This window comes from Oceanicella sp. SM1341 (assembly GCF_003448965.1).
Taxonomy (GTDB): domain Bacteria; phylum Pseudomonadota; class Alphaproteobacteria; order Rhodobacterales; family Rhodobacteraceae; genus Paroceanicella.
On sequence record NZ_QRGC01000032.1, the window covers coordinates 35,597 to 57,853 of the forward strand.

At 74.1% G+C, this 22,257-nt stretch carries 22 protein-coding genes and 1 tRNA gene; 9 read left to right on the forward strand and 14 right to left on the reverse strand.

Annotated elements, in window-relative coordinates:
- Positions 1–2: 2 nt before the first annotated feature.
- The 5 genes from D3P35_RS21975 to D3P35_RS21995 are packed head-to-tail and all read right to left on the reverse strand — an operon-like array spanning position 3 to position 4,710.
- Positions 3–815: a TatD family hydrolase gene (locus tag D3P35_RS21975; protein WP_118137929.1), complete on the reverse strand. Its 813-nt coding sequence runs from the start codon at positions 813–815 to the stop codon at positions 3–5.
- Positions 816–825: 10 nt separating this feature from the next.
- The gene (locus D3P35_RS21980; RefSeq protein ID WP_118137931.1) at positions 826–1,917 is read right to left on the reverse strand and encodes a DNA polymerase III subunit delta'; all 1,092 of its coding nucleotides are present in this window, start codon (positions 1,915–1,917) and stop codon (positions 826–828) included.
- A complete protein-coding gene (gene tmk, locus D3P35_RS21985) occupies positions 1,914–2,552 on the reverse strand; it encodes a dTMP kinase (RefSeq protein WP_118137933.1) in 639 nt (212 codons plus the stop codon). Before tmk ends, D3P35_RS21980 begins: the two co-directional genes overlap by 4 nt.
- On the reverse strand, positions 2,549–3,751 hold the full coding sequence (locus tag D3P35_RS21990) for a D-alanyl-D-alanine carboxypeptidase family protein (protein ID WP_198670748.1): 1,203 nt from the start codon (positions 3,749–3,751) through the stop codon (positions 2,549–2,551). Before D3P35_RS21990 ends, tmk begins: the two co-directional genes overlap by 4 nt.
- Before the next feature lie 35 nt (positions 3,752–3,786).
- Positions 3,787–4,710 carry a hypothetical protein gene (locus D3P35_RS21995; protein ID WP_157982259.1) on the reverse strand — a complete coding sequence of 308 codons (924 nt, stop codon included), beginning with the start codon at positions 4,708–4,710 and terminating at the stop codon, positions 3,787–3,789.
- A gap of 209 nt (positions 4,711–4,919) precedes the next feature.
- Between D3P35_RS21995 and D3P35_RS22000 the strand changes: the two genes are divergently transcribed.
- Positions 4,920–5,007, forward strand: a tRNA-Ser gene (locus D3P35_RS22000).
- A gap of 464 nt (positions 5,008–5,471) precedes the next feature.
- Here the strand turns inward: D3P35_RS22000 and D3P35_RS22005 are convergent.
- The 3 genes from D3P35_RS22005 to D3P35_RS26325 form a co-directional block, all read right to left on the reverse strand.
- Positions 5,472–6,323 carry an N-acyl homoserine lactonase family protein gene (locus D3P35_RS22005; RefSeq protein ID WP_118137939.1) on the reverse strand — a complete coding sequence of 284 codons (852 nt, stop codon included), beginning with the start codon at positions 6,321–6,323 and terminating at the stop codon, positions 5,472–5,474.
- A 24-nt stretch (positions 6,324–6,347) separates the two neighbouring features.
- Positions 6,348–7,493, reverse strand: coding sequence for an MFS transporter (locus D3P35_RS22010; protein ID WP_198670749.1), 1,146 nt, complete (start codon positions 7,491–7,493; stop codon positions 6,348–6,350).
- Between the two features lie 225 nt (positions 7,494–7,718).
- On the reverse strand, positions 7,719–8,378 hold the full coding sequence (locus D3P35_RS26325; protein WP_157982260.1) for a hypothetical protein: 660 nt from the start codon (positions 8,376–8,378) through the stop codon (positions 7,719–7,721).
- A gap of 297 nt (positions 8,379–8,675) precedes the next feature.
- On the opposite strand from D3P35_RS26325, the gene D3P35_RS22020 reads away from it, so the two are divergent.
- The 6 genes from D3P35_RS22020 (at position 8,676) to D3P35_RS22045 (ending at position 13,756) form a co-directional block, all read left to right on the forward strand.
- Positions 8,676–9,020, forward strand: a complete 345-nt coding sequence (locus D3P35_RS22020; RefSeq protein ID WP_198670750.1) for an SH3-like domain-containing protein — start codon at positions 8,676–8,678, stop codon at positions 9,018–9,020.
- Between the two features lie 391 nt (positions 9,021–9,411).
- Complete coding sequence (locus D3P35_RS22025) at positions 9,412–10,218, forward strand: SDR family oxidoreductase (RefSeq protein ID WP_118137988.1); 807 nt, start codon at positions 9,412–9,414, stop codon at positions 10,216–10,218.
- Between the two features lie 83 nt (positions 10,219–10,301).
- The gene (locus tag D3P35_RS22030) at positions 10,302–11,186 is read left to right on the forward strand and encodes a LysR family transcriptional regulator (RefSeq protein WP_198670752.1); all 885 of its coding nucleotides are present in this window, start codon (positions 10,302–10,304) and stop codon (positions 11,184–11,186) included.
- Positions 11,187–11,291: 105 nt separating this feature from the next.
- Entirely contained in the window at positions 11,292–12,308 is a 1,017-nt protein-coding gene (locus D3P35_RS22035; RefSeq protein WP_118137948.1) for a zinc-binding alcohol dehydrogenase family protein, read from the forward strand.
- 9 nt (positions 12,309–12,317) lie between these two features.
- On the forward strand, positions 12,318–13,442 hold the full coding sequence (locus D3P35_RS22040; RefSeq protein ID WP_198670753.1) for an L-dopachrome tautomerase-related protein: 1,125 nt from the start codon (positions 12,318–12,320) through the stop codon (positions 13,440–13,442).
- Between the two features lie 23 nt (positions 13,443–13,465).
- Positions 13,466–13,756 (forward strand): putative quinol monooxygenase, encoded by a 291-nt coding sequence (locus D3P35_RS22045; RefSeq protein ID WP_118137952.1) that lies wholly within the window; start codon positions 13,466–13,468, stop codon positions 13,754–13,756.
- Positions 13,757–13,999: 243 nt separating this feature from the next.
- On the opposite strand, the gene D3P35_RS22050 is transcribed toward D3P35_RS22045, so the two are convergent.
- Complete coding sequence (locus tag D3P35_RS22050; RefSeq protein WP_232830598.1) at positions 14,000–14,347, reverse strand: carboxymuconolactone decarboxylase family protein; 348 nt, start codon at positions 14,345–14,347, stop codon at positions 14,000–14,002.
- Between the two features lie 290 nt (positions 14,348–14,637).
- On the opposite strand from D3P35_RS22050, the gene D3P35_RS22055 reads away from it, so the two are divergent.
- The gene (locus tag D3P35_RS22055) at positions 14,638–15,618 is read left to right on the forward strand and encodes a GlxA family transcriptional regulator (protein ID WP_118137995.1); all 981 of its coding nucleotides are present in this window, start codon (positions 14,638–14,640) and stop codon (positions 15,616–15,618) included.
- Positions 15,619–16,128: 510 nt separating this feature from the next.
- Here the strand turns inward: D3P35_RS22055 and D3P35_RS22060 are convergent.
- The gene (locus D3P35_RS22060; protein WP_118137954.1) at positions 16,129–16,776 is read right to left on the reverse strand and encodes a response regulator transcription factor; all 648 of its coding nucleotides are present in this window, start codon (positions 16,774–16,776) and stop codon (positions 16,129–16,131) included.
- 131 nt (positions 16,777–16,907) lie between these two features.
- On the opposite strand from D3P35_RS22060, the gene D3P35_RS22065 reads away from it, so the two are divergent.
- Entirely contained in the window at positions 16,908–17,294 is a 387-nt protein-coding gene (locus D3P35_RS22065; protein WP_157982261.1) for a response regulator transcription factor, read from the forward strand.
- A gap of 17 nt (positions 17,295–17,311) precedes the next feature.
- Here D3P35_RS22065 and D3P35_RS22070 read toward each other — a convergent pair whose 3' ends face one another.
- From D3P35_RS22070 to D3P35_RS22085, 4 genes are all read right to left on the reverse strand, one after another.
- Entirely contained in the window at positions 17,312–19,288 is a 1,977-nt protein-coding gene (locus D3P35_RS22070) for an ATP-binding protein (protein ID WP_157982262.1), read from the reverse strand.
- 60 nt (positions 19,289–19,348) lie between these two features.
- Complete coding sequence (locus D3P35_RS22075) at positions 19,349–20,563, reverse strand: MFS transporter (protein WP_118137961.1); 1,215 nt, start codon at positions 20,561–20,563, stop codon at positions 19,349–19,351.
- Between the two features lie 169 nt (positions 20,564–20,732).
- A complete protein-coding gene (locus tag D3P35_RS22080; protein WP_118137963.1) occupies positions 20,733–21,461 on the reverse strand; it encodes a glycine betaine ABC transporter substrate-binding protein in 729 nt (242 codons plus the stop codon).
- Between the two features lie 11 nt (positions 21,462–21,472).
- Positions 21,473–22,027, reverse strand: coding sequence for an ester cyclase (locus tag D3P35_RS22085; RefSeq protein WP_198670754.1), 555 nt, complete (start codon positions 22,025–22,027; stop codon positions 21,473–21,475).
- Positions 22,028–22,257 lie beyond the last annotated feature (230 nt).

A 22,257-nucleotide genomic window follows, 5' to 3' on the forward strand; every position in this document is an offset into this window, starting at 1 on the left:
GCTCAGGCCCCCGCCCGGGCGCCGGGCCAGGCGGCCGCCTTGGTGAACAGCCGGTCGAAATTGGCCGAGGTGAGGGCGGCGAAGGCCGCCTCCTCCATGCCGAACACCTCCGCGCCCACCTTCGCGGTGAGGGCGACGAAGCCCGGCTCGTTGCGCTTGCCCCGGTGCGGCGGCGGCGCGAGGTAGGGGCTGTCGGTTTCGACCAGGATGCGCTCGCGCGGCGCGGCGGCGAAGATCTCGCGCAGCTCGCCCGAGCGCGGGAAGGCGGCGATGCCCGACATCGAGAGGTAGAAACCGAGGTCGAGCGCCGCACGCCCCAGCTCGGCCGAGGAGGAGAAGCAGTGCATCACGCAGGAATAGGCGCCGGCGCGGTGCTCCTCGGTGAGGATGCGGGCCATGTCCTCGTCTGCCGCGCGGGCGTGGATGATGAGCGGCAGCCCGGTGCGCCGCGCCGCCTCGATGTGGATGCGCAGGCTCTCGAGCTGCACCGCCGCACTCTCGGCGGTGTAGTGATAGTCGAGCCCGGTCTCGCCGATGCCGACCATCTTGGGGTGGGCGGCGATGCGCTCCAGCTCCTCCACCGTGGCCATCGGCTCTTCCGCCGCACTCATCGGGTGGGTGCCGGCGGCGTAGAACACCGGGGCATGCGCTTCCGCTATGGCGCGCACGGCGGGCTCGTTGCGCAGCCGGGTGCAGATGGTCACCATGCGGGCCACGCCCGCCTCCGCCGCGCGGGAGAGCACGCCGGGCAGGTCTTCCATGAGTTCGGGGAAGTCGAGGTGGCAGTGGCTGTCCACCAGCGCGGGAGAGGTCATGGGCAGGCTTTCAGGCCGCGGCGGAGAGCCGCTGCGCGGTTGTTTCGATGTCGAGGAAGGTATCGAGCATCACCTGCCCGGGGTCAAGGTTCACCGCGCGCGCCCGGGCCATGCGCTCGCCCAGCCGCTGCACCGCCTCGGCCCAGGCCCGCGCCGGGGCGGGGCCGGGCGAGAGGCGGCGGATGAGATCGGCCTCGCCCTGTGCGGCCTCCACCGGCAGCGCCCCCAGCGCGCCGGCCCGCGCGAAGCGCGACAGCGCCAGCGGCACGAGGCGCATCATCAGGTCGTAGCGCTCGGTGGCGTCGCGCCCCGCGCAGCTCTCGGCGAGGGCGATCATCCGCGGCCGGTCGAGCCGGGGCAGGGTGGCGAGCAGCGAGAGCAGGTCCTCGTAGGCCGGTTGCCCGCCATGGGCAGCAAGGCGCATCGCCTCGCCCGCCGAGCCGCCGGAGAGCTCGGCCAGCGCCTGCGCGTCATCGGTCTCCATCCCCGCGGCGGCGAGGGCGGCGGCCAGGGCCGGCGCCTCCAGCGGGCCGCAGCGCAGCTCGCGGCAGCGCGAGCGGATGGTGGGCAGCAGCCGGGCCGGCGCGTGGCACACCAGCAGGAAGGCGGTGCGCTCGGGCGGCTCCTCCAGCACCTTCAGCAGGGCATTGGCGGCGGAGGTGTTCATCTCCTCCGCGGCATCCACGATCACCACCCGCCAGCCGCCATCGGCCGAGGAGAGCTGCAGGAAGTTCTTCAGCCGCCGGGTTTCCTCCACGTCGATGATCTGGCGCAGGCGGGCGGCCTTCGCATCCCAGGCGCGGCGCAGCAGGAAGAGGCGCGGCTCGCCGAGCGCCGCCGTGCGGCGGAACACCGGCTGGTCGGGCGCCATGTCGAGCGGGCCGGTGGCGCCGGCGAGCAGATTGCGCGCGATGCGCCAGGCGAGCGTGGCCTTGCCCACGCCGCGCGGGCCGGCGATGAGCCAGGCATGGTGCAGGCGGCCCGCGTCGCGCGCGGTGAGGAAGGCGGCCTCGGCAGGGTCCTGGCCGAAGAGCACGGCGGTGTGGCGCGGGTGCGGGGCGCCCTCCACCCGGTCCGGCTCGGGGATCTCGTCGGTGCTCATGCGGCGGGCTCCAGCCGGGCGGCCACGGTGGCGGCGATGTCCCCGGCCACCGCCTCGGGCGTGCGCATGGCGTCGATCACCGCGCAGCGCGCCTCCGAGCGGGCGAGGGCGAGGAAGCCCTCGCGCAGCGCCTCCTGCATGGCGAGGCCCATGTTCTCGAACCGGTCCTCGGCGGTCTGGCGGGCGAGGCCGCGCTTCAGCGAGATCGCGGGGTCGGCGTCGAGGATGAGGGTGAGGTCGGGCTCCACGCCGATCATCAGCGCGTGCAGCTGGTCGACCAGCGGGCGCAGGTTGGCGCGGAAGCTGCCCTGGTACATGCGGGTGCTGTCGGCGAACCGGTCGGAGATCACCACCGCGCCGCGGGCGAGCGCCGGGCGGATGGTGCGCTCCAGGTGGTCGCGCCGCGCGGCGGTGAAGAGCAGGATCTCGGTCTCGGGCGACCAGCGGCCGGGGTCGCCCTCCAGCACGAGGCGGCGGATCTCCTCCGCCCCGGGGCTGCCGCCGGGCTCACGCGTGAGCACCACCTCGCGGCCCTGGCCGCGCAGGTGTTCGGCCAGCAGCCGCGCCTGGGTGGACTTGCCCGAGCCGTCGATGCCCTCGAAGCTGATGAACCGCCCTGTCGGCGCCTCGGTCACTCGGCGGCCCCCGTTTCCGGCGTTTCCGGCGTGTCGGGCGTGTTGTTGCCCAGCATGTCCTTCACCCCGGTCATGTCGACCACCTTGTCGAGCAGGGTGAGGGCGGTCACCTCCATGCGGGTGATGTAGCCGCCCTCGGGCACGGCATGGCCGGCGAAGAGCGGCTCGGTCACCGGCTCCAGCCCCGGCGCCTCGATCAGCAGGCGGCCGATCTCCTGGCCTTCCTCGATCGGGGCGGGGATGGGCCCGTCATAGACCACCGAGACCTTCACCTCGTCGCCTGTGCCGAAGGGCAGGGTGGCGAGGATGTCCTTGCCGGTCACCATCGGCACGCTCGACTGCGCGCCGAGCCAGACCTTCGCCTCGGCCAGCTCCTCGCCCGCCTCGAACAGCTCGCGGTTGGAAAACTCGCGGAACGCCCAGGAGGTGAGGCGCTCGGCCTCCTCCTCGCGCTTGGTCACGCTGTCGAGCCCGGTGAGCATGAACACGATGCGCTGGGTGCCGCGCACCGCCGAGCCCACGAGGCCGTAGCCCGCCTCCTGGGTGTGGCCGGTCTTCAGCCCGTCGGCGCCGATGTTGAGGTAGAGCAGCGGGTTGCGGTTCTTCTGGCTCACGCCGTTCCACTCGAACTCGGTCTCGGCGAAATAGGGGTAGAACTGCGGGAATTCGGAGATGATGCGCCGTGCGAGGGTCACGAGGTCATGCGCGCTCATGCGCTGGCCGGGGTGGGGCCAGCCGGAGGCGTTGGTGAAGGTGCTGTCGGTCATGCCCAGCTCGTGGGCCCGCTCGGTCATGCGCTGGGCGAAGGCCTCCTCGGAGCCCGCGAGCCCCTCGGCCACCACCACGCAGGCGTCGTTGCCCGACTGCACGATGATGCCGCGGATGAGATCGGCGATGCGCACCCGCTCGCCCTCGCGCACGAACATCTTCGAGCCGCCCATCTGCCAGGCCTTCTCGGACACGCGGAACCGGTCGTCGAGCGAGAGCCGGCCATCGGCCAGCGCCTCGAACAGCATGTTGAGCGTCATCAGCTTGGACATGGAGGCCGGCGGCATCGCCACGTCGGCCTCCTTCGACAGGAGCACCGCGCCGGTGTCGAAATCCACCATGTAGGCGGCGCGCGCGGAGGTGTCGAGCGCCAGCGCCGGGCTGGTGATCAGGATGCCGGCAGCGGCAAGGGCTGCGAGAAGACCGCGCATGGGAACTCTCCCTTCAATGGGGCCGGGCCGTCGGTTCATCCGACCCGGGCCGTGGTGTGTCCCGGGCCGGCGGCCGGGGCGAGCAGTGCTTCGGACGCGGGCAGGCGCGCCGGCCGGGGCCGGGGCGGGAGGCCGCGTGACGGATCGGCCGCGCGGCCGATGCCGGCCGGCCGGGGGCGCGGCCGTGCCTCGCCCATCCGCCCGGCGAGTGCAAGCGCGGGTGTGGCCCGGGGCGCGGGCCGCGACGCCATGTGCTCCGGTGCCGCGGCGGAGGCCCCCGCCCCCGCGGAGGGCATGGCCCCCGTGGCGGCCGGAACCCCCGGGGGTGCCCCGGCGCTCCTGCCCGCGTCGCGGCCCGGCATTGCTCCGGCGGTGGTCGGGGCGGAGGCGGCTGCCACGGCGGCGGCTTCGGGCGGCGCGAGGGGCGCCGCGCTGTCGGGCGGGGGGAGTGCCTGCGCGGTGACGCGCCCGGCCGAGGGCGTGGCCGGCACCACCAGCGCTCGGGTGGCGTGCGGCGCAAGCGCCACGATCTCGAGCGGCACGGCGCGGTTCGGCGGCGCGCCGAGCGCCCGCGCTGCGGCGGAGGAAAGCTGCACCCCGCCCCCGGGCTCTGCCGCGCGGCGGCGGAACATCGCGCCCACCACGCTGCGGCCGGACTGCATGTCGGTGACCACCACGCGCGTGGGGTCGGCGGCATCGGGATGGGCGATCCAGACCCCGCCTATCGTCTCGCGGCCGTTCCAGCGCCCCGTGGCGCTGTCGGCGAAGACATCCGGCGCGCGGCGCTCCTGCGCCGCGGCGGCGGGTCCGGCCTGGCGGGGCGGGGCGGAAGCCTGCCCGGAGCGGCCGGAGACCTTGATCATCTCGGCGGCGATCTCCATCTCGGCGCAGCCGGAGGTGCCCGACAGGACCGCGAGCAGGACGACAAGCGTCCGGCTTCTGCCGCCTCCCGGTCTCACCTGGTCCTCCGCATCTGTGCCCGCTGTCTGCCCGCTGCCTTCCGGTCCGTGGCCCTCTCTGTGCGGACGGCGCTCCGGACGCTCGAGGGCAAGACTACCCAATCGGGGCTGGCAAGGAAAGGCCCGGCCGATCACGCTTGCGGGTCCGTCCCGGCGGCGGCGGGGCCTATGGACGCGGGCGGGGCAGGGCGCTAGAAGGGGCTCGCTCCGGATGGGTGGCAGAGTGGTCGATTGCGGCGGTCTTGAAAACCGTTGATGCGAGAGCATCCGTGGGTTCGAATCCCACCCCATCCGCCACGGACTTCACTCAAGTCCATGGCACGATCCGCTTTCGAGGCTTGAATGCCCTTGTGATGCAAGGTCCGGCACGCGAGGCGCGCAACAAGGCGCGTCTCCGGACTGTGCAGCGGGGTTTCCGGGGGGCGGAGCTTGCGGCGTCGCGCCGGGACGCCTTGCGAGCGATTTCGCCTGTCTTCCCAAGTGGGAACCGGCCGCCGCGAACCGGAGATCCCGGACCGGACAGGGGGCAGCTGCCGGAAAGGCCATCGAGCCCGGCCCCGGCGGACACAAGCCCTGAGCGCGTGCATCGGCTGCATGCTCCGCGCCGGCGGCGTGCTGATCGCTCCTTCGCGGGCCGGTGCGTCACCCGGTTCCAGACGGCGATGCCCTCCGCAGCGGCGTTGCGGAAGGGAAGGGCTTCCTTCAGGCCCGTTGCCGGCGTTGCGGCCTGTGCCTGAAGGAAGCATCGGGCCCTGCGACGTTCAGGCGCCGGTATATTCCGCGGGGCGTGTCAGATCGGCAGTCGCGTCCTCGAAGGCGCCGCGGTGCCGGGCCACGATGCGGCCGCCCTCGACCAGCGCCGGCAGGTCGTGGCCGACCAGCAGGAAACGGCTGCCCGACAGGGCGCGCTTGATGGCGCGCTTCTCCTCGAGCGAGCGCATGGCGCGGTTGCCGGTGATGGTGGGCTCGTGCGCCGCCTGGTCCAGCAGCGGGGTGACGATCTGGTCCGCCACGTTGTAGGCGATGTCGCCGGCGATGTTGGCCAGGCCCTCGTCGGTCTCCACCAGCACCGAGATCGAGCCCGGCGTGTGCCCGCCGGTGAGGCGCACGGCCACGCCGGGGATCACCTCCTCCTCGAAGGTGCCGTCGACGTCGAAGAGGCGCAGCGCGCCGGGAGTGTGCAGCCGGTCGATCAGGTGCCTGGTGTCGGCCGCCGTGTACATGCCCGGGCCCATCACGCCGGAGACGGAGAATTCCAGCTCCTGCCGCGAGATCGCCACCATGGTGGACATGGGAAAGAGGTTGTCCTGCCCGACATGGTCGAGATGGGCATGGGTGTGCACCACCTTGCCGATGTCGCCGCGGCGCAGCCCGAAGCGGGCGAGCTGGGCGTCGAGCGCCATCTCCGGCGTCTTGCGGAAGCCCATGCCGAAGGCGGCCCAGTCCACCGCGTCGCTGGCGCCGGTATCGACGAGAACCGGTTCCTGCCCGCCGGTGATCAGGTAGCCCAGGAAGGGGATGGTCACCCGGGTGCCGGGCGCGCGGAACAGCACCAGCCCGCTCGCGTCCATGGTGAGCTCGCCGAAGGTGAGGGCGTGGATTTTCAGGGCCATGAGGATTTTCCTTTTCGATGGACTTCAGGGAAGCGGCCGGCCTGCGGGCGATGCCGCGCGCAGGCCGAGAAGGCACAGAAGGCAGAGGACCAGCATCACCGCCACGCCGAGCAGGCCGGCGGCGGCAAGGCCGAACCCGTCGGCGAGGGCGCCGATGGCGAGGGCCAGCAGGCCGGAGGCGAGATAGGCCCGGAGCAGCCCGTGCGCGATCAGCCCGGCGCGGTTTTCACGCCCCGCCGCGGCGTCGATCATCTGGAAGGCGCCGGAAACCAGCAGGGCGTAGCCCGTGCCCGAGGCGAGGTTGGCCAGCACGAAGGCCACGAGGCTGTGCCCCTCCAGCGCGAGGACGAGCAGCGCCATGGCCGCGATGCTCGAGACTGCGCCGCCGACGAGGGCCGCCCCGCGGCCGGTGTCGCGCATCAGCACGCTGGCCAGGCCGAAGGCGGCCGGGAACAGGGCGAGCGACAGGCCGTTCACCGCGGGGCTGGCGGAGCCGACGAGATCGGTGGCGAACTGTGCCCCGAGCGCGGTGATGAGCACCCCGTGGCCATAGGCGGTGACCAGCGCCAGCGTGGCGGCGCCGAGGCGCGGCGCGTCGCCCGGGGCAAGGTGCCGCCGGCGCGGGCGCCGGTGCGGCCCGTCCGGGAGCGTGTCGGGCGGCAGCAGCAGGGTCAGCCCTGCGAGCAGTGCGATGACGAGTGCGAGCAGGATGTAGTTCAGCCGCAGCGGCAGCGGCGCCCAGCCGATCAGCACGCCGCCCAGCCCCAACGCCAACACCAGCCCGAGCGACTGGGCCGCGACCGTGACGGCCGCGGCGCGGGGCCGGCTGAGCCCGGCCTCGGCCCCCGTCTCAGCCACCATGGCGGCGGAGGGCCCGGCGGAGAGCCCGACGCCGAGCCCCATGAGCACCCGCCCGGCGAGCAGGACGCCCAGGCCCCCCGCAAGGGCGAAGAGCACTGTCCCGGCGAGGGAGGCGAGCAGGCCCAGCAGCATCGCCCGGCGTCGGCCCAGCCTGTCCGCCAGGTCCCCGGAGAGAAACATCACCGCGGCCACCACGGCCGGGTAGACGGCGAAGATCAGCGTGGTCTCGAGCGGGCTCAGGCCCCAGTGCCGCGCATAGAGCGGGTAGCTCATCGAGGGGGCGGCGCTGGTCCACAGCGTGTGCGCCACGACACCTGCGCAGATCCGGAGTCTGAAGGCGGGAGAAGCTTGGGCCGGCATGAGGAGCTCCTTGCGGGGGCGGGAAGCGGACGGGCGCGTGTCTTGCGCCGAAGCCCGGGTCGCATGGGGCAGGGGGCGCAGGCCGCGCCGGTCGCCGCCGCGGGCCTTTCCGGGCCGCATGCGGGAGACGACGCGGCCGGAGGGGAGGCGCCTCGCCTGTACGGGGGGCGGAGATCAGGCCGGGGAGAGCGGGTGCCGGGCCGGGAGGCCGCCCCGGCCTGTCCGCGCAGCGCCCCGGCGCAGGCGGGCACGGCGAGCTCGACCATCGGCTTCGCCAGCGCCACCAGCAGGCAGGCCGCCGTGAAGCCGGAGACGGCGAGGGTCCGTGCCCCCGCCCGCAGGCCCCGGAGCGCCCGCAAGGCGACCCGGCCCCGGATACCGCCCTGACAGGCGAGCCACAGGGCAAGCACCCTGCCGGCATCCCGGGCCGACACGGGCAGTGCCGGGAGGGATCACCGCCTGCGCCATCACCCCGAAGAACGGCACGACGAGGTTCATCCCGGATTGCGGCAGGTCGAACGGGGCGAAGGGCAGCCCCTGTGCGCGCGGGCCGGGCGCCGGTCCCGGCGCGGCCGGCGCGGCGCCGGGCAGTAGGAACAGGGTGGAGCCCGGGATGAAGTGCGCGTGAGCGACCCCGATGGCGCGGGGTGCCAGCGCCTCGAAGCCACCCGGCACGATGGCCGGGGCCGGGGCGGTGCGCGCGGCGAACCGGGGCAGGCCCTCCCGCCCCGGCGTGCCCGGGCCGAGCACGAGGGCGCCGGCCGGCGTGGCAGCGCCCGTGGCATGGCCGAGCAGGCGTTTCGCTCCGGTGCCGCGCCGGGGGTCGATGTGCATTCTCGCGCTCCTTGTGCCCGGGAAGGGGCCGGGTGGCCCGGGGGTCGCGGCGCCGTGCCGCATCCATGGCGGCGATGGTAGGCCGGCGGCCGGGCGCCTGCCGATCATACGGGTGGGCGCCTCGGGGCCTTCCGGGGGATGTGCATTCCCTTGCCGCGGGCGGGGCGGGGGCACCTCTCCTCCGGGCGTAGCCCTCCTGTCCCGAGGAAGTCCCGGGATACATCCGGGGAGGACTGGCCGGAGGGGCGCACGGGCGGCAGGATGCTCCGGGATCTCCCCCATGCGGGAGTGCAAGCCATGACCCTCGGAAGGAACATCGCAATGAGCCCGCGCAGCCTGCCCGCCCGCCACGCGACACCCGCCTTCGCCGTGGGCGACCGGGTGCGGATCGACACCCGCGCCCCGGTCGGCGACTACCGCGTTCCGATCTGCCTGCGCGGGCAGGAGGGGGAGGTGATCCGGGTGATCCGCCCCGCGACGATCGGCGGCGAGGAAGAGGGCCCCGGCCGCGACGCCGACGGCAGTCTCGAGCACTCCTACCGGCTCAGCGTGCCGATGCACGCGCTCTGGCCGGGCTATGCCGGCAGCGCCGCCGACGGGCTGCGGGTCGAGATATCCGAGACCTGGCTGGAGAAGATCTGATGTCCCCTCCGCATGATCGCCACCCCGCGCCCGTCACCCTCGACGGGTCCGCTGCGAGGTGAAGGCGGCCGCGCGGCGCGGGCTGCCGGGGGGCGGACGCCTGCGCAACGGGGCCGCGGCCCGCAGGTGGGGCGGGGCGGACCGGCCCCGGGCCGAAACGCCGGGCGGGCGCGCGGGCGCGATACCGGGGCGCCCCGCCTCGGCGCCCGGCGCCGGCCCCAGGGGCCGCGATCACGGGAGGGGAGGGGCGGGGATCCGGGGGGCGGGCCGGGCGCCCCGCGACCATGACCGGAATTGCCGGATATACGTCCGGGCCCGCGGCGGGGCCGGGGCCTATGCTTCCTTCCCTCGCCCGCCGCGCCCTGCGGCGGCGCCGGAAGGAGAGATGCAGATGCCGGACAGCAGCAGAACAACCGTGCTCGTGACGGGGGCCTCCTCGGGGATCGGGGCGGTCTATGCGGAGCGCTTCGCCGCCCGGGGGCATGACCTCCTGCTCGTGGCCCGCGACGCCGGGCGGCTGGAGGCGCTGGCAGGGCGGCTCGCGGGCGAGCATGGCGTCACCGCCCGCCCGCTCGCGGCCGATCTCACCGCGCCGGCCGATCTCGCCCGGGTGGAGGCGATCCTGCGCGAGGATGCCTCCATCGGCCATCTGGTGAACAATGCCGGCTTCGGCGGCGTCACGCCGCTGATCGACAGCGATGTCGGCGAGATGCAGCGCATGATCGCCATCAACGTCACCGCGCCGATGCGCCTTGCCCATGCCGCGGTTCAGGCCTTCGTGGCGCGCGGGGCGGGGGTGATCGTGAACATCTCCTCCATCGTCGCGGTGGGGCCGGAGATCCTGAACGGCGTCTACGGCGGCACCAAGGCCTTCATGCTGGCCTTCAGCCAGTCCCTGGCCAAGGAGCTTGCGGGCACGGGCGTGCGCGTGCAGGTGGTGCTGCCCGGGGCCACGGGCACCGCCTTCTGGGACAGGGCCGGCATGCCGGCCAGCCAGATGCCCGCCTCCTGGGTGATGACGCCGCAGGACATGGTCGACGCGGCGCTCGCCGGGCTCGACCGGGGCGAGTTCGCCACCATGCCCTCGCTGCAGGACCCGGCGCTCTGGGAGGCCTGGGAGGCGGCGCGCCAGGCGATGATCCCGCATCTTTCCTCCGCGCGTCCCGCGCCGCGCTACACCGCGGCACCGACCCCCTGAGAAGCGTCCGTCGCGCCGCGGCTTTCCATCCGTGTGCACCTGCGCAATATGGGCGGGAAGGGCGACGGCAGGAGGGGAAGACGATGGATGCGTCGCGGCTGGACTGGAACGACCTGCGCATCTTCCTGCACGTGGCGCGGGAAGGCTCGCTCACCGCGGCGGGGCGGACATTGCGGCTCAGCCAGCCCACCGTGGGGCGGCGGCTGCGCAGCCTGGAGGAGGCCTGCGGCCTGCCGCTGTTCCAGCGCGGCGCCGCGGGCTTCGTGCTCACCGAGGACGGCGAGGCGCTGGTCCTGGCGGCCACGGCGATGGAGGAGCGGGTGCTCGGCCTCGTGCGCCACATCGCCGGCCGCGGCGAGACGCTGGAGGGAAACCTCCGGGTCTCCTCCTCCGACTGGTTCCTGCAGCACGTGCTCTCGACCCCCTGCGCGGGGTTCGTTGCCCGGCACCCGGGTGTCACGCTGGAGCTGCTGGCCGACGTGCGCCTGCTCGACCTCGACCGGCGCGAGGCCGACCTGGTGTTCCGCTTCCAGCCCTTCACCGCGCCGGGCATCGTGCAGCGGCATTTCACCTCCGTGGCCTACGGGCTCTATGCCGCCCCCGCCTATCTCGAGCGCAGCGGCCCGCCCCGGGCGGGAGAGGCGGGGGCGGGGCACAGCCTGGTCGCCATGGACCAGCAGTTCGACCGGGTGGCCGACATGGACTGGCTGCGCCGGCATTTCCCCCACGCGCGCATCGCGCTGCGCAGCAGCAGCCGTGAGTTGCAGGCGCTGGCCTGCGCGCAGGGCGCCGGGCTCGCCGTGCTGCCGGTGATCATCGCCGGGCCCATGGGCCTCGCCCGCATCGAGGCCTTCGGCGCGCCGCCGGGGCGCGAGCTGTGGATGGGGTTCCACGCCGACCTCAAGCGCCTCGCCCGGCTGCGCGCGCTCATCGACCATCTCGTGGCCTCGGTGCCGGCGCAGATCTGAGCCGCCCCATGCAGGGATGAATGGCCCGCATGCGATCCTGGCCGTGGCGCACGGCCGGCCCCGCCCCGATGTTTTCCGGCAGACACCACAACCGGAGATCCCGCCATGAAAGCCATCGGATACCACGCCCCCGGCGCCATCGACCGCCCCGACGCCCTCGTCGATTTCGAGACCGACGCCCCCACCCCCGGCCCGCGCGACATCCTCGTGCGCGTCGAGGCCGTGTCGGTAAACCCGGTCGACACCAAGGTTCGCAGCAGCGCGCAGCCCGAGGGCGGCCCGCGCATCCTCGGCTGGGACGCCGCCGGCACGGTGGAGGCCATCGGCGCCGAGGTGACCATGTTCCGCCCCGGCGACGCGGTCTACTACGCCGGCGACCTCACCCGGCCGGGCACCAATGCCGAGCTGCATCTCGTCGACGAGCGCATCGCGGCGCTGAAGCCGCAGAGCCTGAACTGGGCCGAGGCGGCGGCGCTGCCGCTCACCGCCATCACCGCCTGGGAGCTGCTGTTCGACCGGCTCGGCGTGGCCTACGGCAAGGCGCCCGGCGCGGGCACGCTGCTTGTCATCAACGGCGCCGGCGGCGTGGGCTCGATCCTGATCCAGCTCGCCCGGCGGCTCACCGGGCTCACGGTCATCGCCACCGCCTCGCGCCCCGAGACCATCGACTGGGTGCGCCGCATGGGCGCCGACCACGTGATCGACCACCACAAGCCGCTCGACGCCGAGCTCGCGCGCATCGGCATCCCGCAGGTGGAGTATGTCGCGGGCCTCGCCGCCACCGACGCGCAGATGCCCGTGCTCCCGAAGATCATCGCGCCCCAGGGCCGGCTCGCGCTCATCGACGACCCCGCGGCGCTCGACATCCTGCCCTTCAAGCGCAAGTCGATCTCGGTGCACTGGGAGTTCATGTTCACCCGCTCGATGTTCGGCACGGAAGACATGATCGCCCAGCACCAGCTCCTCGCCGAGGTGGCGGCGCTGGTCGATGCCGGGGTGCTGGTGACCACGCTCAACGACACGCTGAGCCCGATCAGCGCCGGGACGCTGAAGACCGTCCACGCCCGGCTCGAGGCCGGCCGCGGCATCGGCAAGACCGTGCTCACCGGCTTCGGGGGCTGAGCGATGCGCGTGAGAACCCTTCTGCTCGCGGGGGCGGTGCTCGCCGCCCTCGCTCCGCTCGCGCGCGCCGGCAGCCCGGTGCAGGGCGTGGCTCAGATCAGCGGGCCGATGCCCACGGGCGTCGCCGTCACCGCCACGGGGCGGATCTTCCTCACCTGGCCGCAATGGGGCGACGGCAGCCCCTTCACCCTGGGCGAGCTCGTCGACGGCAAGCCCGTGGCCTGGCCCGACGCGGCGACCAACCGCTTCGACCCCGCGGACCCGCAGGCGCACCTGATGAGCGTGCAGGCCGCGGTGGCCGACGGCCATGGCCGGCTCTGGGCGCTCGACACCGGCGCGCCGATGTTCCGCCCGCCGCTCGCCGGCGCGGCCAAGCTCGTCGCCTACGGCCTCGCGACCGGTGCGGCGATGCGCACCATCCCCTTCCCGGCGAACGTGCTGCTGCCGAGCACCTACGTGAACGACCTGCGCATCGACCTGCGCCAGGGCGAGGCGGGGGTGGCCTATGTGACCGACAGTTCGATCACCGGGCCGGGAGGCATCATCGTGGTGGATCTCGCCAGCGGCACGGCGCTGCGCCGGCTCTCGGGCCATCCCTCGACCATGCCCGACCCGGGCTTCACCCCGGTGATCGGGGGCGAGCCGCTGATGAGCCGGCCCGCGGAGGGCCCCGCCACGCCTTGGCTGGTGGCGAGCGACGGCATCGCCATCTCGGCCGACGGCGCCACGCTCTACTACTGCGCGCTGTCGAGCCGGCATCTCTACGCCGTCCCCACCGCCCTCTTGCGCGACCCCTCGGTGAGCGAGGCGGAGGTGCAGGCCGCGGTGCGCGACCTCGGCCTCAAGGGCCCCTCGGACGGGCTGTCGGAGGATGACGCGGGCAACATCTACGCCGGCGACTACGAGCGCAACGCCATCGCCCGGCGCGCGCCCGACGGCACATGGGAGACGCTGGCCGAGGACCCGCGCCTGCTCTGGCCCGACACGATGTCGGTGGGCCCGGACGGCTGGCTCTACGTCACCGCGAACCAGCTTCACCGGCAGGCGGGCTTTCACGGCGGCACCGACGAGCGCCGCCAGCCCTACGAGCTGCTGCGCATCCGCATCGGCGCCGGGCCGGTGGTGTTGAAATGACCCCCGCAGAGGAGAGCGCGGACATGACAGAGATCACCCTCATCGCCCGGCTCGTCGCCCGGCGCGGCCGGGAGGAGGCGCTGCTCGGCGCCATCGCCGTGGCGGTGCCGGCGGCGCGCGCCGAGGACGGCTGCATCGCCTACGAGCCGCATGTGCTGGCCGATACGCCCGGCACGGTGGTGATGTACGAGCGCTGGCGCGACCAGGCCGCCTTCGAGGCGCATGGCGCGGGGCCGGCCTTCACCGCGCTTGCGGCGCAGTTCGACGGCCTGCTGGCCGAGCCGCTGCGGCTCGAGTTCCTGCGCCGGGTCTAGGGGCAGTGCCGGGGCGGTCGCATGCGTGGCCGCCCCGCGCGCATCGTTCAGCAGGAGGGAGATGCGGGGATGACGGAGGAGAGGGCAGGTGCCCGGAGGCCCGCCGGGCCCGCTGCCGGGGCGCGGGCGGCGCATCCCCGCCCGGGTCCTGGCAGGGACCGGGCGGGGCCGGGCCGGCGCGGGGCCGGCCGGAGAGCAGGAGGAGGCCGGCCGGCCTCCCCCGGCGACACGCGGAGGCGCGTGTCAGCCCTCGGCCGCGGCGGCGAAGGCGTCCATCGCGCGGGTGGAATAGACCAGCCCCGCGCCGGCGTTGAGCCCGATCGCCACGCCGAGCGCCTCCGCGAGCTCGGCCTCGGTGGCGCCGGCCTTGAGCGCGGCCTCGGTATGCACCGAGATGCAGCCGTCGCAGCGCAGGGTGATGGCGCAGGCCACCGCGATGAGCTCGCGGGTCTTCGCGTCGAGCTGGCCGGTCTTCGCCCCGGCCCCGCCCATGGCCATGTAGCCCTTCACCGTGTCGGGGGTGAGCTTGCCCAGCCCGCCCACGCCGGCGAGAACCTGGGCGCGATAGCCGTTCCAATCGAACATGTGCATGTGTCTGTTTCCCTGGTCTGGAGTGGCACTGTTGCTGCCGGGATCAGGAATAGCGTCCTGCCCGGTCCCGGGCCATTGACCGGGTGGATGCAAGGTCCTCCACCGGCGCCGGTGGCGGGCAGACCTTGGTATGGGGCGGGTTGCGCGGCCTGCGGCGCGCGCGCCACCTTCGTGCGACCGGGCGGTCGGCAGGGCCCGCCGGCTCTTGCCTGTCGCCGGGAGGCCGACGGGCGTGGCAGGATGGAGACGGCATGCAGGCGGGCAACGAGGCTGCAGACGAGGAGATCGGCATGAGGGAGATCGGCGTTGTTGCCGCAGACGGCATCCAGGTGATCTCGATGGCGGCGCTGACCGCCTTCGACCTGGCCAATTCCGAGCTCGGAGAACCGGGCTACCGCATCCGCTTCATGTCGGTTTCCGGCGGCGAGGTTCCGAGCTCCTTCGGCTTTCCGGTGGTCACGGAGCCCCTGTCGCGCCGGATGCCCGACACGGTGATCGTGGTGGGGCAGGTGGTCCGCCGCCCGCCGGCGCCCGCGGTGCTCGACTACCTGCGCCGCGCCCGGCAGGAGGCGCGCCGGGTGGCGAGCATCTGCAACGGCGCCTTCGTGCTCGCCGCCTCCGGGCTGCTCGACGGGCGCCTGGCCACCACGCACTGGGCCCGGGTGCAGGCCCTGCAGGAGCAGTTTCCGGCCGTGCGGGTGACCGATGAGCGGATCTACACCGAGGATGACGGCATCTGGACCTCGGCCGGCATGAGCGCGGGGATAGACCTCGCGCTCGCGCTCATCGAGCAGGATCACGGCCCGCGGCTTGCCGGGGCGGTGGCCCGCCGCATGGTGCTCTACCACCGCCGGCCGGGAGGGCAGACCCAGCACTCGGCCCTGCTCGACATCGCCCCCCGCTCGGACCGGGTTCAGCGCGTGCTTGCCCATGTGCGCGAGAACCTGTCGCGGCCGCTCGGCGTCGAGGATCTCGCCGAGGTGGCCCGGCTCAGCCCGCGCCAGTTCTCCCGGGTGTTCCGCGAGGAGACGGGCATGTCGCCCGCCCGCGCCGTGGAACGGCTGCGCCTGGAGGCCGCGAAGACGATGATGGAGACCGGGCGGCACCCGCTCGACGTGATCGCGCGTGACAGCGGCTTCGCCGACCGCGACCGCATGCGCCGCGCCTTTCTGCGGGTCCACGGGCATGCCCCGCGCGCCCTGGCAGGGCAGGATCGGCCCGCCGGAAGCACGCCGGGCCGGGATGTCGAGGGCGCCAGCGGCGCCCGCTGACCGGGCAGGGCCGCCTGCACCCCTGTCCGCTCGCGGCCGCCCGGGTGCGGCGGAGCGGCGGGGGCATGACACGGGCAGGGCGCGCCGCGCGGCGTCACCGGAGCCTGTGTGGCGGCGGAACTCGGGGCCGCGGGCGCAATGCCCTCCGCGCACCGCCAGCGGGGCGGCCGGAACGCGGGCAGGCCAGGCGTGGCCGCTGCGCGCACCGGCGCGCCGCTCGCCCCGCAGGCCCGGAAGGCCGGCGACGGGTCCGCGGACGGCATCGGCAGCGCGGGCCCGCGCGGCTCGGCCCCGTTCCCGGACCCGCCTTGCGGGCGCGGCCGCACAGTCGCCCGGGCGCGTATCGGTCCGGCTGCCGCCCGCCGCGGCCGGGGCCCCGGCACGGCGGCACTCCCGAAGGCTGCCGATCTCGCACCCCGGCGCGCCGTTGAGCTGCGGGCCGAGGGCGCTGTGCGCGCGCTCGCCGCGCGCGCGCGGGCCGCTCCGCCCCGCCCCGGGGCGGCTCCGGCCTCACAGGTCGAGCTGCATCGCCTTCTGGATCAGGTCCGCGACGGTGCGGGCCCCGAGCTTGCGAAAGGCGCTGCTGCGGTGCATCTTCACCGTGACTTCCGCGATGCCGAGCTCATGGGCGATCTGCTTGTTGAGCAGGCCGCGGTTCACACCGCGAAGCACATCCCGCTCCCTCGGGGTCAGGGTTTCGGCGCGCCGGCGCAGCGCCGCGACCTCGTGGTCGCGCGCACGGCGGGCCTCGTCGCCGCGCAACGCCTCCCAGACCGCGTCGAGAAGCTCCTGGTCGCGGAACGGCTTGGGCAGGAAATGCAGGGCGCCGTGGCGCATGGCGCGGACGGACATCGGCACATCGGCATGGCCGGTTATGAAGATCACCGGCAAGCCCGGGGCGAGGGTGGCGAGACGGGCCTGGAAATCGAGCCCGCTTTCGCCGGGCAGCCGCACGTCGAGGATCAGGCAGCTGTTGCGCCGGGGCAATCCGGCGGCGAGGAAGGCATCGCCGGACCCGTAGCTGCGCACGTCGAGCCCGACGGAGGCGAAGAGATCCTCCAGGGCCGCGCGCACGCCGCTGTCGTCATCCACGATGATCGCGAGCGGGGGGCTGCCGGCTTCGGGCAGGGGGCACGCGCCCGGCAGGGAACTTTTCATGACGGTCTCCTGTGCGGGGAAAGCGGGGGGACGGGCCCGGGGCCGGCCGGGGCACCCGATACCGCGGTATGATTGTGTTCGCGGCCGGATTCGGGCCCCGTTTCCCCTGCTCGTCGAGCTTGAGGAAAGGAATGGCCCTCGTGTGTGCCCGGCCGCTGATTTCGGTGATCGATGACGACGAAGGCGTGCGGCTGGCGCTGGAGGACATGTTCTGCAGCCGCGGCTACGACGTGTGCTGCTTCGCCAGCGCGGAGGCCTTTCTCGCCAGCCCGGCCCGGCGCGGGACCGCCTTCGTGGTGAGCGACATCCAGATGCCGGGCATGGGCGGGCTGGAGATGGTGCGCGTGCTCCGCCGCGGCGGTGCGACGGTCGCGGTGGTGCTGATCTCGGCCTTCGCGACCCCGCAGGTGCATGCCCGCGTCGCGCGCGAGACGGATGTGCGGCTGATCGAGAAACCCTTCGATCCCCCGGAGCTGCTCCGGCTCGTGGAGGCGCTCACCGGCAGGGCGGCCCCCTGAAGGCGGCGGCGTCCGGCTCATGCCGCGTCCTCCGCGCAGGCCCGGGCCCGGGCGCGGGGCAGCGTGAAGCGGACCTCCGCGCCGCCGCCGGCATGGTTGCCCGCCGAGATCGTGCCGCCGAAACGCTCGATGATCCCCCGGCAGATGTGCAGCCCCATGCCCATGCCCTGCGCACGGGTGGTGAAGAAGGGCTCGAAGAGCTTCTCCAGGTGCTGCGGGGCGATGCCGGGGCCATCGTCGCGGATGCGGATGCAGGCCATGCCGCCCGGAGCCTCCCCGACCAGGACCCGGATCAGCCCCGGTCCGCCCCCCGGCCGCGCCGCGATGGCCTCGGCCGCGTTCAGCAGCACGTTCACCAGCACCTGCTGGAGGCCGACGCGCTCCGCGATCACCCGGGGATCGTCCAGGGTGCAGTCCACCCGCAGGCGGGCCGAACGCTGCGACAGCTCGCCCTCCAGCAGCCCCGATGTCTCGCGCAGCAGCGCGCGCAGATCCATCGGCATGGCCGGCGCCTCGCCCGTCACCAGCTGGTCGCGGGTCCGGCGCATGATCGCGGCGATGCGCGCGCCGTTGCCCGCCAGCCGGTCGAGGGTGCGCAGGGCGCGCGCCATCTCGGGCGGGTCGCGCTGCAGCCAGCGGCGGATGGTGTCTATCTCGGTGGTCAGCGCCTGCACGGGCTGGTTCAGCTCGTGGGCGAGGGAGGTGGACAGCGCCCCCATGGTCGCCGCCCGCCCGGCCCGCGCCAGGGAGGATTGCGCCGCGAGCATCGCCGCATGGGCGGCCTGCTGCTCCGAAATGTCGATGAAGGTCGAGAGCGCGGTGCAGCTCTCCGGGATCAGGTTCAGCCCGAAGGCGACCGGGATGGACCGGCCCTCCCTGCCGGGGAGGGTCGTCGAGCCGCTCACATGGCAGCGGCCGTGGAACAGCGCCTCGAGCTGGACCAGGAGCATCTGCGCGACCTGCCCCCTGCGCGGGGCGGGCCAGGCGGGGTCCAGCGGCCCCGTCTCCTCCCCGTAGCCCAGCATCTGCAGCATGGCCCGGTTCGCGCCCACGAGGCGTATGCCCGCGAGGCAGCGGGCGATGTAGCCGGGATGCGCGGCATCATGGGCCGCGAGGCTGGCCGCGCCGGCGTCCCGGGCCGCGTCGACGAGCGGTTTCGCGGCGCTCAGGTCATGCTCGGCGAAGGCGATGTTGAGATCGTCGAACAGGGCGCGGAAGCGGTGCTCGCTGCGGCGCAGGGCGTCCTCGCGCTGTGCCGCCAGCCGCTCGAGCCGCGCGTTGAGATCACGGATCTCCGCGGCGGCGCGGAACTCGGCGTCCACGTCGATGCAGCTCCCGTACCAGCCGACCAGCGCGCCGGTGACCGGGTCCGCCCGGGGGCGGCGGTGCAGCAGCAGCCAGCGGTACTGCCCGGCGCTGTCGCGGGCGCGGACATGGATGCGCTGCGGGCTCGTGCCGGCCTCGGTGCGCAGCCGCAGGTAGCGGTCGCGGTCCTCGGGGTGCAGCGCCTCGTGCCAGTCCTGCCGGGCGAGGGCCTCCTCGGCGCTCCGCCCGGTGAGCCGGGTGAACCAGGCGTTGAGATAGGTCACGCGCCCGTCGGCATCCGTGCGGAACAGGATCTGCGGGATCAGCTCGGCGAATTGCCGGAGGGTTTCCTCGCTCGAATCCCGCGCGTCCCGCGCCTCGCGCAGGCGGAGCCGGCCGAGCAGCAGCGCGCTGGTCAGTCCGGTCACGGCCAGCGCGAAGGTCAGGCGCAGCGCGGCCTCGACCCCCGGCCGGGGCATGTGCACCGAGATGAAGGAGATCACCGGCAGCGCCAGGCACAGCGCGGTCCAGGCATGGATGCCGCGGCGGCCGGAGCGGCCCGCCCCCAGCACGAGAACCAGCGGGTAGAGCACGGAGACCGCGGCATGAAAGCCCACCTTCTCGTCGGTGACGAAGATAACCCCGGCCAGAGCCAGGGCCAGCGCCGGCCCGGCCACCCCGGCAGGCATGCGCTCAGCCCCGCGCGGCGCCATGGCCGGACCGGTGCGCACCGCGGTTCATGGCGCGGCTCATGCCGCTTCCGCCCGGCGGTCGAGCAGCAGCGACACCAGCTCGCTGCAGCCCGCGAGAACCCCGATCCCCCAGAGCGCCCCGCTGCCCAGGATGCCCGCGCCCGCGGCGCTGCCCAGCGAGAAGCCGAGGTACATGGTCGAGGTGTTGAGCGCGAGCGCCACGCCCGCCTGTTCGCCCGGGCCCGCCGCGATCAGCCGCGCCATCTGCGCCGGGAAGAAGGACCACACGCTGAAGCCCCAGGCCGCGATGGCCCCCAGCACCGGCAGCAGCGCGGCTTGCGCCCCGAGCCCGGTGGCCGCGGCCAGGGCCCAGAAGGACAGGCCGAGCAGCACGAGCGAGCCGCGCACCACCCGCAGGGAGCCGAACCGGTCGTTCAGCATGCCGCCGGCCACCACGCCGAGGGCGGCGAACACGCCCCACATCGACACCGCCGCGCCGATGCCGCCCGCCCCGAAGCCCAGCACGGCGGAGAGGTATTCGGCGATGTAGGGATAGGCGGCATAGGCCCCGACCGACCAGAACAGCGTGACCGCGAGCAGCCGGCGCACCCGGCGCTGGCCGATGACCGAGATCCGGGCGCGCAGCCCCGCCACCGCCTGCCCGCTGCCCGCCTCGCGCGCGATGCCGCCGAGAATGCCCGCCAGGGCCACGAGCCCCATCAGGGCCACGGCGAGAAAGGTGGCGCGCCACCCGAAGGCATGGCCCACCAGCGCGCCCAGCGGCAGGCCGAGGGCGATGGCGATGGTCATGCCGCCGCTGACGATGGCGAGTGCCCTTCCCCGCAGCCCGGGCGCGACGACCGCCCCCGCCAGCGCGTTGGCCGCCGGGGTGTAGAGCCCGGCCGCCACCGCCATCAGCACCCGCGCCGCCATCAGCACCGCGAAGCCGGGCGACCAGGCCGCGAGGAAATTCCCCAGCGTGAACAGCCCCATGGCGAGCAGCAGCACCCTGCGGCGGCTCATCCGCCCGGTGAGCACGGTGGTGACCGGCGAACTCAGCGCCAGCGCCAGGGTGAACACCACCACCAGCGTGGCGACCTCCGGCACGGGCATGCCGAGATCCGCCGCCATGCGCGGCAGCAGCGGCGCGATCATGAACCCCTCGGTGCCGATGGCGAAGGTGCCGAGCGCGAGAAACCCCGCCGGCAGCAGGGCGGCCCTTCCGGAGCCGGCGAACGTGTCTGCTGTGTCTGGCGGTCGTGCGTCGAACATGCCAGGGCTCCTCGGAGATTCGGGCGGGCCGGGGGGTCGGGCGTCCGGTGCTGCGGCGCCTCCCCGGCAGAACCGCTACAGGGTAGCGCGCGCCCGGGGAGGGCCAAAGGTCATAGGCGCGGCGTTTCCGGACATGCCGCGCCCGGCCGCGACGGGCCGCGCCCGGCCGTCACCGGCGCTGGCGCAGCGCGTCGTCGAGCGCGCTCACCCGGGCATTGCCGAGATGCAGCCGCGAGAGCTCTTCCAGGGCCGCGGGGGCGACGCGCGCCATCGCGTCGCGGCGGATGACGAGGGTCGCCTCGTCGGCCCCGCCGAGCAGGCCGCGCGGCTCCTCCAGGGCCCGGATGCGGTAGCGGGCATGCAGGTACTGCGGGTGCCACAGCGGCACCACCACCCAGCGCCCGGCGGCATGGGCCTGCTCGAAACGGTCGAAACACTCCGCCTCCGTGCCGGTCTCGAAATGGTAGCCGGCGGCCCCGAGCCCGTAGCTTTCCACGATCGCCTTCGAGAAGCGGCTGATGCCGGCGCCCGGGTTGATGCCCCGGATCAGCCGCTCCATGCGGGTGAGGGCCGGTTCGCGGAGCAGGTCCGCCACCGAGGCCACGTCGGCCTCCGGCACGTAATCGGGCACGCCCCAGATGCAGCAGGGCTCGTAGAGCACGCAGATGCGGCTCACCTCGGCCGCCATCGGGGCGAGATAGGTCTCGTGGCTGGCCGGCAGCCAGGCGGAGACGAGCACGTCCACCTCCCCCCGGCCGAGCCGGCGGAACATCTCCTCGTGCGGGGCGGCGGAGCGTTCGATGACGTGGCCGTGGCGGGCGAGGATGGCCTCCACCTCGCGCGCGCTCGCGTCGTGGAAGGAGAGGTCGATATGGCCGACCTTCAGTGTCCCGGGCATGTCGCTGCTCCTCATTCGCCCTTCACCAGGCCCATGTCCTGCAACAGGGTCAGGTTGTCTTCGATGTGCCAGTTGTCGGTGATGCGGCCGTCCCGGACGCGCACGAGGTCGGTGGCGTTGAAGCGCACTTCCTGCCCGCTGCCCTGCACGCCCCGGAACGTGCCGGTGAAATGGCCGTGGAACACCATGTGCGTGGTCACGTACTCGCCCGAGATCACCATGAGCTTCACCTCGACACCGAGGTCCGGCACCGCGGCGCGGAAGGCCGCGGAGGCCGCGGCAGGGCCGGCGGGGCCCTGGGGGCGGCCGGGCGGCAGGGTGCGGTCGGTGAAGCCCGGCGCGATGGCGCGGTCGAGATGGTCGGTGTCGCCCGTGTCCCAGAACGCGTAGAAATGCCGGGCCGCGGCCTCGGAGGCGGCTTCCACCGCCGGATCCGCGCCGGACAGGCTCAGGTCGTCGATGGTGAGGGCGGCGGCCGGGCCGGTGGCGAGGGTGGCGGCCGTGAGGGCGGCAAGCGCGGTGGCGCGCGCTCGGCCGAAGCCGGTCATGCGGGAGAGCATCTGCATCTGTGATTCCTTCGTGAAACGGGCCGATGCCGGAATCTGGTGCCCCCGGCCCCCGCCCGACAACGCCTGCCTGCGCCGGGGGCGGCCCATACCCCGGGCGGGGGTCCGGCCGGGGTCGGGTGGCGGTCCGGATGGCGCCGCGGCCCGCCCGACGCGTGTTCCGGGCGGCTCCGGCGGCCGGAAGGCCGGGAGCGGCAGCCGCACGGCACGGGGCAGCCGGGCCCCGCGCC